The sequence below is a fragment of the Pantoea sp. YU22 genome, assembly GCF_003970755.1.
In the GTDB taxonomy this organism is placed as follows: Bacteria; Pseudomonadota; Gammaproteobacteria; order Enterobacterales; family Enterobacteriaceae; genus Pantoea; species Pantoea piersonii.
The window spans coordinates 318,651-331,689 of the sequence record NZ_RYDU01000001.1; the positions used below are offsets into that span (position 1 = coordinate 318,651).

At 57.3% G+C, this 13,039-nt stretch carries 16 protein-coding genes and 3 tRNA genes; 14 read left to right on the forward strand and 5 right to left on the reverse strand.

All coding sequences use genetic code 11. The features are described 5' to 3' along the window. The first annotated feature begins 36 nt into the window (after positions 1–36). From pgsA to EKL29_RS01515, 4 genes are all read left to right on the forward strand, one after another. Positions 37–585, forward strand: a complete 549-nt coding sequence (pgsA, locus tag EKL29_RS01500; protein ID WP_120451941.1) for a CDP-diacylglycerol--glycerol-3-phosphate 3-phosphatidyltransferase — start codon at positions 37–39, stop codon at positions 583–585. A 152-nt stretch (positions 586–737) separates the two neighbouring features. Further along, positions 738–813 (forward strand) — tRNA-Gly (locus EKL29_RS01505). A 40-nt stretch (positions 814–853) separates the two neighbouring features. After that, positions 854–927 (forward strand) — tRNA-Cys (locus tag EKL29_RS01510). A gap of 11 nt (positions 928–938) precedes the next feature. Beyond that, positions 939–1,025, forward strand: a tRNA-Leu gene (locus EKL29_RS01515). Positions 1,026–1,157: 132 nt separating this feature from the next. Here the strand turns inward: EKL29_RS01515 and EKL29_RS23160 are convergent. Next, complete coding sequence (locus EKL29_RS23160; protein WP_167456944.1) at positions 1,158–1,328, reverse strand: hypothetical protein; 171 nt, start codon at positions 1,326–1,328, stop codon at positions 1,158–1,160. A 230-nt stretch (positions 1,329–1,558) separates the two neighbouring features. On the opposite strand from EKL29_RS23160, the gene EKL29_RS01520 reads away from it, so the two are divergent. Beyond that, positions 1,559–1,762 carry a DUF6404 family protein gene (locus EKL29_RS01520; RefSeq protein ID WP_126688673.1) on the forward strand — a complete coding sequence of 68 codons (204 nt, stop codon included), beginning with the start codon at positions 1,559–1,561 and terminating at the stop codon, positions 1,760–1,762. Between the two features lie 46 nt (positions 1,763–1,808). On the opposite strand, the gene EKL29_RS01525 is transcribed toward EKL29_RS01520, so the two are convergent. The 4 genes from EKL29_RS01525 to EKL29_RS01540 all read right to left on the reverse strand — a co-directional run bounded on the left by EKL29_RS01525 (position 1,809) and on the right by EKL29_RS01540 (position 5,386). Continuing rightward, a complete protein-coding gene (locus tag EKL29_RS01525) occupies positions 1,809–3,314 on the reverse strand; it encodes a SulP family inorganic anion transporter (protein ID WP_120451945.1) in 1,506 nt (501 codons plus the stop codon). 143 nt (positions 3,315–3,457) lie between these two features. Next, positions 3,458–3,718, reverse strand: a complete 261-nt coding sequence (locus tag EKL29_RS01530; protein WP_126688674.1) for a biofilm/acid-resistance regulator YmgB/AriR — start codon at positions 3,716–3,718, stop codon at positions 3,458–3,460. Positions 3,719–4,088: 370 nt separating this feature from the next. Further along, positions 4,089–4,496: a DUF2000 domain-containing protein gene (locus EKL29_RS01535; RefSeq protein WP_126688675.1), complete on the reverse strand. Its 408-nt coding sequence runs from the start codon at positions 4,494–4,496 to the stop codon at positions 4,089–4,091. Between the two features lie 41 nt (positions 4,497–4,537). Continuing rightward, complete coding sequence (locus EKL29_RS01540; RefSeq protein WP_376749693.1) at positions 4,538–5,386, reverse strand: AraC family transcriptional regulator; 849 nt, start codon at positions 5,384–5,386, stop codon at positions 4,538–4,540. Between the two features lie 157 nt (positions 5,387–5,543). Here EKL29_RS01540 and EKL29_RS01545 point away from each other — a divergent pair, with 157 nt between their 5' ends. The 9 genes from EKL29_RS01545 (at position 5,544) to EKL29_RS01585 (ending at position 13,039) form a co-directional block, all read left to right on the forward strand. Beyond that, the gene (locus EKL29_RS01545; protein ID WP_120451953.1) at positions 5,544–5,975 is read left to right on the forward strand and encodes a MarR family winged helix-turn-helix transcriptional regulator; all 432 of its coding nucleotides are present in this window, start codon (positions 5,544–5,546) and stop codon (positions 5,973–5,975) included. 2 nt (positions 5,976–5,977) lie between these two features. After that, positions 5,978–7,663, forward strand: coding sequence for an MFS transporter (locus tag EKL29_RS01550; protein ID WP_126688677.1), 1,686 nt, complete (start codon positions 5,978–5,980; stop codon positions 7,661–7,663). After that, complete coding sequence (locus tag EKL29_RS01555) at positions 7,660–8,754, forward strand: HlyD family secretion protein (RefSeq protein ID WP_120451957.1); 1,095 nt, start codon at positions 7,660–7,662, stop codon at positions 8,752–8,754. The genes EKL29_RS01550 and EKL29_RS01555 overlap by 4 nt, the downstream gene beginning before the upstream one ends. Continuing rightward, the gene (locus EKL29_RS01560) at positions 8,754–10,127 is read left to right on the forward strand and encodes an efflux transporter outer membrane subunit (RefSeq protein ID WP_120451959.1); all 1,374 of its coding nucleotides are present in this window, start codon (positions 8,754–8,756) and stop codon (positions 10,125–10,127) included. The genes EKL29_RS01555 and EKL29_RS01560 overlap by 1 nt, the downstream gene beginning before the upstream one ends. Before the next feature lie 233 nt (positions 10,128–10,360). Continuing rightward, entirely contained in the window at positions 10,361–10,747 is a 387-nt protein-coding gene (locus EKL29_RS01565) for a hypothetical protein (RefSeq protein WP_126688678.1), read from the forward strand. 224 nt (positions 10,748–10,971) lie between these two features. Then, on the forward strand, positions 10,972–11,700 hold the full coding sequence (locus tag EKL29_RS01570; RefSeq protein WP_126688679.1) for a beta-ketoacyl synthase chain length factor: 729 nt from the start codon (positions 10,972–10,974) through the stop codon (positions 11,698–11,700). Further along, complete coding sequence (locus EKL29_RS01575; RefSeq protein WP_126688680.1) at positions 11,693–12,499, forward strand: 1-acyl-sn-glycerol-3-phosphate acyltransferase; 807 nt, start codon at positions 11,693–11,695, stop codon at positions 12,497–12,499. The genes EKL29_RS01570 and EKL29_RS01575 overlap by 8 nt, the downstream gene beginning before the upstream one ends. A gap of 10 nt (positions 12,500–12,509) precedes the next feature. Further along, positions 12,510–12,767, forward strand: a complete 258-nt coding sequence (locus tag EKL29_RS01580) for a phosphopantetheine-binding protein (protein ID WP_126688681.1) — start codon at positions 12,510–12,512, stop codon at positions 12,765–12,767. Positions 12,768–12,784: 17 nt separating this feature from the next. Further along, positions 12,785–13,039, forward strand: coding sequence for an acyl carrier protein (locus tag EKL29_RS01585; RefSeq protein WP_126688682.1), 255 nt, complete (start codon positions 12,785–12,787; stop codon positions 13,037–13,039).

A 13,039-nucleotide genomic window follows, 5' to 3' on the forward strand; every position in this document is an offset into this window, starting at 1 on the left:
GGGGAAATTCTACCCATTCCAGACAGTTACCGGCATATGCAATTTAACATTCCGACGTGTCTCACCCTGTTTCGAGTCGTCCTGATCCCTTTCTTCGTGCTGGCTTTCTATCTGCCTTTCTACTGGGCGCCTTTCGCCACCGCGCTGATCTTTGTGATTGCCGCCGTGACCGACTGGTTTGACGGATTTCTTGCGCGCCGCTGGAAGCAAACCACGCGCTTCGGTGCCTTTCTCGACCCGGTAGCCGATAAGGTGATGGTGGCGATTGCGCTGGTTCTGGTGGCGGAATATTTTCACTCCTGGTGGATCACCTTACCGGCTGCAACCATGATCGCGCGTGAAATCATTATTTCCGCGCTGCGCGAATGGATGGCGGAAATTGGCAAGCGCAGCAGCGTCGCCGTCTCCTGGATCGGCAAGGTGAAAACCACGGCGCAGATGCTGTCGCTGGTCGCGTTGCTGTGGCGTCCTGATACGACAGTTATCGCCGTAGGCGTAGTGGCGCTTTACATCGCCGCCGTGTTAACTTTCTGGTCAATGTTTCAGTATTTAAGCGCTGCGCGTGGCGATCTGCTCGATAGCTGATCGAAGCGACTTAAAAAGCAGCAAACGGACGCGCTGTGAGGATAATTCTGTTGACTCAGTGCGTCAGGTCAGTAGAATGCATCGCATCGAACGGCAGCGAGGCTGCCAGAAGATAAAGAAAATCAGCAAGTTCCGTTAAATTGCTGAACAATGCGGGAATAGCTCAGTTGGTAGAGCACGACCTTGCCAAGGTCGGGGTCGCGAGTTCGAGTCTCGTTTCCCGCTCCAGTTTTGCAGGTCAGGATAACCTGGCGGCACAGCGGATAAAGGCGCGTTGGCAGAGTGGCCATGCAGCGGATTGCAAATCCGTCCACCTCGGTTCGACTCCGGGACGCGCCTCCACTTTACACCCTGCCCGGGTGGTGAAATCGGTAGACACAAGGGATTTAAAATCCCTCGGCTGTATGGCTGTGCGGGTTCAAGTCCCGCCCCGGGCACCATCTCTACCGATTAAAAATTTCGAATTAAAATAAAGCAGTAGTAAGCAATGTCGTGACCGCCTTCAGGGCGGTTTTTTTGTGCCCGCCTGTCAGACAAAAAACCCGGCGTTAACCGGGTTTTATCGTTAAAACTTAAGACTGCGGCTGTCCCACAGGGCCTGAGCCCAGCGTGCCGCCCGGCGACGCCTGGCCGCTTGGCGCATGAGGACGGCCATCCGATTTAACCGCATCGCTCCGGTGCATACAGCCCGCCAGTGCCAGCACGGCCAGCGTAATGCAGATCCCTTTTTTCACGTTATTCATCGTTGCCACCTCATTCTCCGGTATTGAAAAAGAAAGTATAAAAACGCAATGAAATTAAAGCGTAGCAGGCTGTCGCCAACGCACCAGTCGCAAAGTCTTAAATTCCGTCAGGCTGAAAAATTTGACCCGCCTCTCATCTGATGCAGCCTGGGGTGCAAATCCAGGCGGTATGCGATACTTTCACGCCTCAATAACGCGGCACGGGCCGCGGTGATACAGAAGGAAGCGAGATGCAGGGCGTCGTGAAGTTTATTAAAGGCTGTCTACTGTTTTCCCTGCTGTGGGGCCTGTTTATGTGGTTCTGCTTCTGGCAAAAAGAGGGAATGGAGGTGGGGATGGCGATCGTAAAAAGCCTCTACGCAGGCGTTATCTATCAGGCAATGACGACGATGGTTGCACGCTATAAGGCTCGTCGCCAGGCTAAACCGCTTTAACAGCGATGCGGCGGCCGCCGCATCGCTTACTTACTTTTCCCGCTACTTACTCAAACTTACCGGTCAGGCGACGATGAAAATCGCTGCTGCGCGTATCCAGACCGACAATGGTTACCTGCGCGCCGTGGCGCTGATAGCGATATTCAATGCCGTCGAGAGCGGCGACTGATGACGCATCCCATATTTGCGCATGGGTCAGATCGATAGTGACCTGTTTCGGGTCATGTCCATAATCGAAATGTTCAAACAGATCGTTGCTGCTGGCGAAGAAAAGCGGGCCGCGCACGCGATAGCACACCGATTTGCCGTCGGGACTGACTTCGCGCTCAGCATGAATAACGTGAGCGATACGGCGCGCAAACAGCACGATGGCGACGATAACGCCCGCCAGCACGCCCAGCGCCAGGTTGCCTGTCCACACCGTCACCATAATCGTTAGCGCCATTACCAGCGTCTCTGACCAGGGCATACGTTTGAGGGTGGCTGGCTGCAGGCTGTGCCAGTTCACGGTCTTCACGGCAACCACCATCATAATTCCCGCCAGCACGACCATCGGGATCTGTGCCATCAGCGCGCTCAGGCCGGTCACCAGCAACAACAACACCAGGCCGGCAACGACGGTTGAGACGCGCGTGCGCGCCTTACCCAGCTCGACGTTTACGATAGTCTGGCCGATCATCGCGCAACCGGCGATGCCGCCGTAGAACGCGGCGAAAATGTTGGCCACGCCTAAACCCCATGACTCGCGGCGCTTGCTGGAGAGGGTATCGGTCAGATCGTCCACCAGTTTGGCGGTGAGCAAGGATTCCATCAGGCCGACAAAGGCAATACTGAGCGCAGTCGGCCAGACGATCTGCAGCGTCTGCAGGCTAAGAGGCACCTGTAACGCATTCAGACCGGGCAAACCCGCACTCATAGGACCTTCATCGCCTACGTTGGGCACGCGCCAGCCGAGCAGCAGCGCGACGGCGGTCACGACAACGATAGCGACCAGCGGAGAAGGCACGCTTTTCAGCACGCGCGGCAGCAGCAGCACAATCGCCAGCGTGATGGCAAACAGCAGCCACACCAGCGAATGTTGCCCCCAGACGTGCGGCACCTGCGCAAAGAAAATCAGGACACCCAGCGCGTTGACGAAGCCAAGCATGACTGAGCGCGGAATATAGCGCATCATGCGCGCCAGGCCGGCTATACCGAAGAGGATCTGGATCAGGCCGCCCAGCACCACGGCCGGCAGAATATAGGCTACCCCGTGCGCATGCACCATCGGACCGATCACCAGCGCGACCGAACCGGCTGCGGCGGTAACCATTGCCGGACGCCCGCCCAGCACCGAAAGCGTCAGGCACAGCACCACAGATGCCACCAGACTGACCTTCGGATCGACACCGGCGATAACCGAAAAGGAGATCACCTCTGGAATAAGCGCCAGCGCGGTGATCACGCCAGCAAGACACTCACGGGTGAGCAGGGCAGGGGAACGCAAAACGCGGCCCACGGTCAGGTCGTTGTCCACGGCTTGAGGCGCGGCAACGTCGTTGGGTTGGCTCATAAATTGCAGGCTCTTTTTAATAGTCGTTCTTGCGGCGAAAGCGAAGAACGCAGACGAAATTAAGCAGAAGAGAGTACTGTCTGAGAGGGAAATTTGCCAGCGATCACAAAACTAACAGAATGACTCCGTCCCTGGAGCCAGCATTACACCGACAGATCGTCAGGTGTCTTATGCACAACCAGTTCAAGCAGTTGACGATAGATGTCGAGCGATACCACGTCCGACTCCAGTTCCAGCCGATGGATCAGTTTAGAGATGATCGCTTTATTAGTGACAGGCTTACCCGCCTGTAAAATCTCAGCCACCACTAATCCTAATATTTCCATCTCACTGGCCGCTTTACTGGCCGCTGCGTTGAAGTAATCACCAATTTCTTTATCGGTTTGTGGAATAGCGTTTTGCATGTGTCAGTCCTAAAACAGTCCCAACGTCCAGGTCGGATACCAGATCAATTTACGATGAAACTCCCCTTACATGGACAGATATAAAGGGCCCCAAGTCATCAAAAAAGGACCTCTGAAGGTGGAAATCCACTTACACCTTCAGAGGCGACGCAAACGCATCATTCGTTACGGAATCGTTATCCGATTCATGGGGGCTAAAGTTATACAATGAAGGTGTACACGCACAAGGAGAAATTTGAACGATTTGTGCTATCTGTTAATTATCATATAGATAAATGAGTGCTTCGTGAAGAAAAGCTGTACAAGCTGTTTGTACAATGGAGGGGTTGTATCGATCAGCGGGAAAAAAATGACTTTTTCCCGCGCTGTTTTAGCTAAAAAGTTTTAACTTTGATGTGAGTTTTCGGACCGATTGTTTCTCACCGACCAGCGCCAGGCCCAGCAGCCGCCACTCTTTTGCCGGTATTTCGCGCATCGCTGCGCTAAACGCCGCGTAATCAGTGGTGGTTTGACCTTGTTCAGGAAAGAGCACCAGATCGCACGCCAGCTCCGCGCAGCGGGCGCGCAGATCGTCCATCTCCGCATGGCTGGCTGCCAGCACGGGGATGCCAAGCGGAATCAGGCCGGGGTAGCGGCTGGCATCCGCATCCTGTAAAGGGTCGCCGATCAGCGCAGGATGACGCTGGCCGAGGGTGAGGGCGATCACCGCAGCGGCGTTAGCGGCTTTTCCCGGGGCGAGATCGTTTTGCAAAATCATGACGCAACGAGGGTCTTGCATAGCACTTCTCCAGACAGAAAAAGCGCATTGTGACCAGGCGTTCAGCCTGCGTCTGGAAGATTTGTGCACGCTTGCTGATAGCGTGCCGGAGTGAGATGGCAGGCGCGTTTAAACCAGCGGCCCAGATGGCTCTGATCGGCGAAGCCCAGGTCGGCGGCGACGTCGGCGGCTGCGCTGCCGGCCGCAAGCTGGCGACGGGCCTGGGATAAACGCCACTGCACCAGCCAGGCGTGCGGCGGCAAACCCCACTGTGCCTGGAAGAGGCGAGAGAGGCGGAAGCGATCCACCTGTACGGCATCGGCCATCGCCTGTAAGCCCGGATTAAGCGCATGATGGGCAATCAGCCAGTCGCGCGCCTGCTGCGCCAGCTGACGATCGCGGTCCGCCGGACGCGTTTCGCTGCGCCATAACGGATGCTGGCCCAGCTGCATAAATAAGCGGTCCAGCGTCGCCTCTTTGATCAGTTCGGGATGATCGTGCCACAGCGCGTCAAAACAGTGCCAGACAGCGTAAGCGAGCGCTTTGTCGTTACGCAGCGTGGCGGCGAAGTGCAGCTCGCCGCCCTGGTCGGTGCCGAGCGGCGCCAGCTGCCGGGATAGCTGCTGCGGCGACAGGTAGAGCATGCGATAGGTAAAGCCCTGCGCGTCCACCGCGTCGCCATCGTGCAGCTCCTCCGGCTCCAGCATAAATACCGTGCCGGGCCGACTCTGATGCTGTTTACGGCGCGAGTGAAACTGCTGCACGCCTTGCTCCGTCACGCCAATCAGATAGCTGTCGTGCCAGTGAGGATCGTAGGCATGTCCGGTAAAATGCGCGCGAATCGTCTCGATGCCGCGCGAGGGGTCACGACGCAGATCTATCCAGTTGTTGTTGCGATCGGGCATAGTCAACTCCGGTTTTTCTCCGTCTGGATATGTTCAGGCGCTTAAAAAGCCTGACAACAGAGGCGTCATTTTTTAACGACATGTGCTATTTTCATTAGCAATTTGCTCTGCGTATAATAACGCATTCATTTAGTTAGAAGTCTAACAATTAGGTCGCTACACTTTGACTCTGCACTATAACACGTTCACCCATTTGCTCTATCAAGCTGCCCACGCCTGGCGGCTTGCCGTGGATCGCCATCTTAAACACAGCGGCCTGAGCATGAGCAGCTGGCTGGCGATTGGCCTTATTGCCAGCGAAACGCGGCCCTATACCCAGACAGAGCTTGCGCAGTTACTCGGTCTGGAGGATGCCAGCATGGTGCCACTGATCGATCGGCTGGTGAAGCAGGAGTTGCTGTCCCGCGTGCAGCCGCCGGAAGATCGCCGCAAACGGCATCTGGTGCTGACGGAGAAGGGCAATCAGGCTTTTGCCTTAGTGAAAAATGAGGCGGACGCGCTGCGCGCTGCGCTGCTCGGCGATATCGATCCTCAGGAGCTGGCGACGACGGAGCGGGTGCTGCAACAGCTGCTGACGCGCATGGGAAATATGTAACAGTGGCCAGACGCAATCCCTATGCGCCGCGAGAATGGTTGCCGCATGAAAAACCCATGCTGCCGGGATCGCCTTCAACCCCGATTCATTCGCCGCCAAAACGGATCGCCTTTGGCCTGATCGGCTTACTGATTTCGCTTACCGGCGCGCTGAGCAACGCGCTGGTCACGGCGAACCTCTCCAATCTTCAGGGCACTTTCGGCGCTTACTCCATTGAAATTGCCTGGCTGCCCGCCGTTTACGTGATGGGCAATATCTCCATCAACCTGTTGCTGGTGAAGTTTCGCCAGCAGTTTGGCCTGCGCGTTTTCACCGAAGCCTTCCTGGTGCTCTATGTGCTGGTGGCGTTTTTCCATCTCTTCGCCAACGATCTCAGCTCGGCGATCATCGTGCGCGCCGCGCATGGCATGGCGGGCGCGGCGCTCAGCTCGCTGGGGATCTATTACCAGATACAGGCGTGGCCGGCGAAACATCGGCTTAAGGCGTTGGTGATCGGCCTGACCGCCTCGCAGTTCGCTATTCCGATGGCGCGGCTTTTTTCGACCGAGCTGCTGCAGCTGCAGGAGTGGCGTGGGCTTTACCTGTTTGAGCTGGGTCTGGCGATGATTGCGCTGGGGTGCGTGCTGGTGGTGAAACTGCCGCCGGGCGACCGCATCAAGGCGTTTGAAAAACTCGATTTCGTCACCTTTATGCTGCTGGCACCCGGTATGGCGCTGCTCTGCGGCGTGCTGTCGCTGGGGCGCATCGAATGGTGGTTTACCACCTCCTGGCTCGGCATCAGCCTGGCGATCGCGCTGGTGCTGATCGTCGCGGCGATCGTCATTGAGCACAACCGGAAAAATCCTCTGATCAATACGCGCTGGCTGAGCAGCGGCACGATGGTGCGTCTTGGCATTGTGATGATTATGATACGCATCGTGCTGGCGGAGCAGAACACCGGCGCGGTGGGTTTTTTGCAGCAGCTGGGCCTGCTGAACGATCAGATGCGCGGCCTCTCGCTGGCGATTATCGGCGGCATGACGCTCGGTATCGTCACCAGCGCCCTGACCATCAAGCCGACACATCTTAACTGGCCCATCGTTGTCTCGCTGGCGGTGATGATCGTCGCCTCGCTGATGGATGCGCACTCCAGCCCGGTAACGCGCGCCAACAATATGTATATCAGCCAGTTTTTGCTCGGCTTCAGCAGCACCTTCTTTATGGCGCCCGCGATGCTGATCGGTATCGGCAGCGTCGTGACGCAGCCGAAAAATCTGGTGAGCTTTGTGGTGCTGTTCGGCATGAGCCAGAACCTGGGCGGCCTGATCGGCTCTGCCATTCTCGGAACCTTTCAGGTCTGGCGTGAAAAATATCACTCCAGCCTGCTGGGCGATCAGCTGTCGCTGCTCGATCCTAACGTTACGGATCGCCTCAGCCAGTATGGCGCGCTGTTTAGCAGCCAGGTAGGCGATTCTGTTTTGCAGAGCGCGCAGAGCACCAGCCAGCTACAGAGCGTGGCGACGCTGCAGGCGAACGTGCTGGCCTATAACGATACCTATTTACTGACGGCGGCGCTGGCGCTCATTACCCTGATGTGGGCACTGTGGCGTCTTTCCCGTCAGCGATACCTTAGCTGGCGACAGGCGCGCTTCAACCTGAAGGAGCAGCGCCTGGCGGCCGCGTCACAAGAATCTATGGAGTCACAATGAGTCAGCAGGATGAACTTCAGGCGGCGGAGCGCGAGCGCGCCAACCGTCGGCGTATTCTTTCTATTGCGGCAGGAAGCGGCATCGTTATTCTTGGCGTCCTGATTATTCTCTACGCCTGGCAGCTCTGGCCCTTTACCAGCGCAGTACAGAGCACCGAAAACGCCTATGTGCGCGGGCAGGTGACCTTTATCAGCCCGCAGGTCAGCGGCTATCTGACCTCGGTCGAGGTGGTGGATCTGCAGCCGGTGCAGAAAGGGCAGCTGCTGATGACCATTGACGATCGCATCTATCGTCAGCGCGTGCATCAGGCGCAGGCGCAGTTAGCGATGAAGCAGGCGGCGCTTCGCAATAACCAACAACAGCGCCGCAGCGCTGAAGCCACTATCGCCAGTAATAAAGCCGCGCTGGAGAACGCCAGAGCGCAGGCGCTGAAAGGGGGCTTCGACCTGAAACGCGTCGAGAGCCTGGCCGCCGACGGCTCGCTGTCGGTGCGTGAACGCGATGCGGCGCGTGCCGCTAACGCGCAGGCGCAGGCGCAGGTACGCCAGGCGGAGGCGCAGGTAGCGGTAGCGCAGCAGAACCTGCAAACCGTTATTGTCAATCGCGCCTCGCTTGAAGGCGATGTCGCCAGCGCCCAGGCAGCGCTGGAGCTGGCGGAGATCGATCTGGCAAATACCCGTATCGTTGCGCCGGATGCCGGTCAGCTCGGCCAGCTTTCGGTGCGCAAAGGAGCCTACGTGACGGCTGGCACGCGTCTCACCTCAGTGGTGCCGGACCATAAATGGATTATCGCCAACATGAAAGAGACGCAGATGGCGGCTATTCGTCCTGGCCTGCCGGTGACCTTCCGCGTTGACGCGCTCAACGGCAAACGTTTTAACGGCCATGTGGAATTTATCTCGCCGGCGGCGGGGTCGGAATTCAGCGCCATCTCGCCAGACAACGCCACGGGCAACTTTGTCAAAATCGCCCAGCGTATTCCAGTCCGTATCGCCATCGAATCTGAAGATATGCGCGAGCTGCGGCCCGGCATGTCGGTAGAGGTCAGTATTGACACTGCCGCGCAACCTCGCAGCAAGGCGGTGGAGTGATGCGGCGGCTGTTACTCGCCAGCCTCGCGGCGCTGACGCTGGCCGGTTGCGCCACCGAGGTGGAAAAAGCGCCTTCATCGCTGCCGATCCCGCCGCAGTGGCGTAATCAGGTCGGGCCCGCCGCCGCGCCGGAAGCGGAATGGTGGCACGCCTTTGGCGACGATAACCTTAATCGTCTGGTGGCGCAGGCGCTGCGCAATAACCTCGATATCCTTACGGCGCGTTCGCGCGTCGAGCAGTATCGCGCCCAGCTGCGCGCGGCGCAGGGCGATAATTTCCCTACGCTGAGCGCAGGCGCAGGGGTGACGCATCAGCGCGCGTTGTCTTCAGTTACCGGACAGCCGTACGAGAACGCTGTCTATCAGGGGCTGCTGCAGGCTAACTACAATGTCGATTTCTGGGGGGCGCGCAGCAGCAGCATCGCGGCCAGCGAAGCGTCGCTGGAGGCACAGCGCGCCGCGGCATCGGCGGCAGAACTGACCGTCGCCAGCTCGGTAGCGTCGGGCTATATGAGTCTGGTGGCGCTGGATGAGCAGCTGCGCGTCACCGAAGCGACGCTGGCGACGCGCGGCAATTCGCTGCGGCTGGCGCAGCGCCAGTTCGAAACGGGCTACAGCTCGCGCCTTGAGTGGATGCAGGCGGCGTCCGAATTTCAGACCGCGAAGGCGCAGGTGCCGCAGCTGAAGCATCAAATCGCCCAACAGGAGAATGCCCTGAGCATTCTGGTGGGCATGAACCCGCGCGAGATTGCGCGCCGACCGCAATTCAGCCAGCTTATGCCACAGCAGATGCCGCAGGTGCTGCCGTCGCAGCTGCTTAACCGACGGCCCGATATCGTGCAGGCCCAGCGCCTGCTGCTGGCGGCAGATGAGACGCTCGCCTCGTCAAAAGCGAAGCTGCTGCCAACGCTCAACCTTACCGCGAGCGGCACTCTGCAAAGCAACGAGCTGCACCAGCTGCTCGACAATCCGTTTCGTCTCTGGAGCATAGGCGGCAGCGTGCTGGCACCGTTGCTGAACCGCGAAGCGCTGACGGCGCAGGTCGATGTTTCGATGGCGGCGCGCAATCAGGCGCTTTACAGCTATGAAAAGGTTGTTCGCAACGCTTTTTCAGAGGTGAACGACGCAATGGATGCGATTCTGCAGGGGCAGGCGCAGCTGGCGGAGCTGCAGAAGCAGGAAGAGTATGTGTCCGAGGCGCTGCGCATCGCCAGCAATCGCTATCAAAATGGTTACGCCTCGTATCTTGACGAGCTGGACGCGCAGCGCACGCTGTTCAACACGCAGCTCAATCTGGTATCGGTGAAGAATAATCTTCTGCTGGCGCAGGTCGCGCTTTATCGCGCGCTGGGCGGCGGCTGGCAGGCGCGCTGAACGATATAGATAAACTGAACGCTTTTGCTGCGCTATCAGTAAATCTTTTAATCATTCTGCTTATGAACGACTGGTTCATAAGCATACTTTTGCTTACGTGTCTTTACATTATCTGTTAATATAGTGCGGTTTCGATTGGATCTAAGTAGAAAGGTGTGGATCGGTACGATCCACGCTCAGTAAGCGTATGGAGCTTTCCGCCTGCCTGTAACAGGTAATAAAGGAATAAAAACATGTCTAAGCATTCTCTTATCATAATGACTATTGCGGCAACGTTATTAACGGGCTGTGCACGCACTGCGCCTGTTCATAACGTCGACCAGTCACTTACGCAGCATTATTCTGATAACCAGATGAAAACCGCGATTATTGAGGCAGGGCTCGGTCGCAAATGGGTGATGACGCCCGTCGCGCCAGGGGTAATTAATGGCCGCTATGCGCAGCGCGAGTTTGTTGCCAACATCCGCGTTACCTACACGCCGCAAAGCTATTCCATCCAGTACGTCAGCAGTCAGAACCTGAATGCAAAAGACGGGAAAATTCACGCCAATTATAACCGCTGGGTGAATAATCTTGACCAGGATATTCAGCTGCGTCTGGCCGCTCAGGCTCTGAAATAATGTTGCTCCTGCCGTCGTCATCCTCAGGCGACGGCAGGTGTTTTCCTAAAGAAAAATTGTGGTTTGCCGATATTAAAAATCGCTGCACCTTCATGTTCTGCCGTGTTATGCACGTCAGAGCGTTGTGAAGGCCACACCAGCAACTATCCGTTTTTTTCAATCAGGACATCGAAACATTGCCTGGCTGGCGCTGATTTCGCAAGGTACAAAATAAGAGCGCAGTTATGAATTTGGCATATTCACTTGTTGAATGGCAGGCACTGGCTCCGGGACTGGCCAGTCGGGATGTATGGCAACGCTGGGCGCAGCAACCTCCTGTTTTAGATCCGAATCTTCCTGTGGCAAAACCTCAATTCCTGCCGATGATGACTGCTCGTCGTCTGAGCAGCGGTAGCCGCGCGGCCGTAGAGTGCGGACTCGCCTTACTGGCGCGCCAGCCCGCGGACGCGGTGGTTTTTACCAGCCGTCACGGCGAGCTGGAGCGTAATCTGCGCATCCTTACGGCGCTAGCGGAAGAGCAGGCGCTTTCACCGACCGATTTTGCAATGTCGGTGCATAACTCTGCCGTTGGCAGCCTGACTATCGCCGCGCAGCAACCGCTGGTTTCAACCTCGATCTCTGCGGGGATCGACTCCTTTCAGCAGGGCCTTATTGAGGTCACTGCGCTGCATCAGGCAGGATATAAAAAGGTGCTGTTAGTCGATTTTGAGGGCGCTATCCCCGATTACTATTCTCCCTGGCTGCCGGAGTGCGCTGGACAGGTGCCTTATGCGGTCGGGCTTGTGCTTGCCGTGGGCGACAGCCTCAGATGTTCTGCTCGTTTGCAAACGGGCAAGCTGCCCGTTGCGCTGCCTCAAAGCCTGGCGTTTCTGCACGGTATGCTGAGCGATGCGTCTGAATTTATTCTGCCGGGCGCGCGTATGGACTGGCAGTGGGAGAAAAGCCATGGCTGATTCTTCTCTCGTCATGCGTCGTCGCTTGAACGTTAACTACTACTGGCGGCTGGTGATGACCGCCGTAAGCTTTAGCTTGTTCAGCGTAGGCGGCCTGTTGCTGTCGCTTATCTGGTTTAATCTGCTGCTGCTTTTTCAGCGCAATACAACGCGCCGCCGCGCGCTGGCCCGCCGCAGTATCGCCTGGAGCTTCCGCTGTTTCCTGCGCTTCTGCCGGTTTGTCGGCGTCTATGACTATCGTATTATCGGCGCGGAGCTGTTGCAGCAGGACAAAGGCTGCCTGATTGTCGCTAACCATCCCTCGCTTATTGACTATGTGATGATCGCCTCGGTAATGCCGGAGATGGACTGTCTGGTTAAAGCGGAGCTGCGGCACAACCTTTTCTTCCGCGGCGTGATACGCGCGGCGGACTATCTGATTAACAGCGAAGCTGAAACTCTGCTCCCTGACAGTCAGCAGCGTCTCGCCCGCGGCGACACCATCCTGATCTTTCCTGAAGGAACGCGCACGCGCTACGGCGAAGCGCTTAAGCTGCAGCGGGGCGCCGCCAATATTGCGGTGCGCGCTGGCTGTGCGCTGCGCGTGGTCCATATCAGCTGCACACAGCGAATGCTCGACAAACAGAGCCGCTGGTATCAAATTCCGCCGGTTAAGCCGCTGTTTACCGTGCGCGTACAGGCGCAAATCAGCAGCCATCCCTTTCGAGCAGCCAGCGAGGACGCGCAGCCTCTGGCGGCGCGTCGCCTGACCCGCTACCTGCAGCAGGCACTGGTTCCACCCCAAGAAAAAGACGTTTGACGGAAACACAATGGACGCACTTATCAACACTTTAAAAGAGATGATCATTGAGACGCTGAATCTCGAAGACATCACGCCCGATGATATTGAAACCGATGCGCCGCTTTTTGGCGAAGGCCTGGGGCTGGATTCAATCGATGCGCTTGAACTGGGCCTGGCGGTGAAAAACCGCTATGGCGTGGCGCTTTCCGCTGAAAGCGAGACGCTGCGCGCGCACTTTTTCTCCGTTGCCACTCTGGCGACATTTATTAAACAGCAACAGGCATAAGCGTCAGGAGCCAACCTGTGATGAATAAAGATGAAATCTATCAGGAAGTCGCTTCGTTGCTGACCAGCCTGTTTGAAACCGATCCTGAGGCTATTCGCCCGGACGCGCGTCTGTATGAGGATCTTGAGCTCGACAGTATTGATGCGGTCGACATGGTGGTGCATCTGCAAAAGCGCACGGGCCGCAAAATCAAGCCGGAGACCTTTCGCTCCGTGCGTACTGTGCAAGATGTCGTGGATGCGGTTGATCAGCTAATGCGAGAGAGCGCCTGA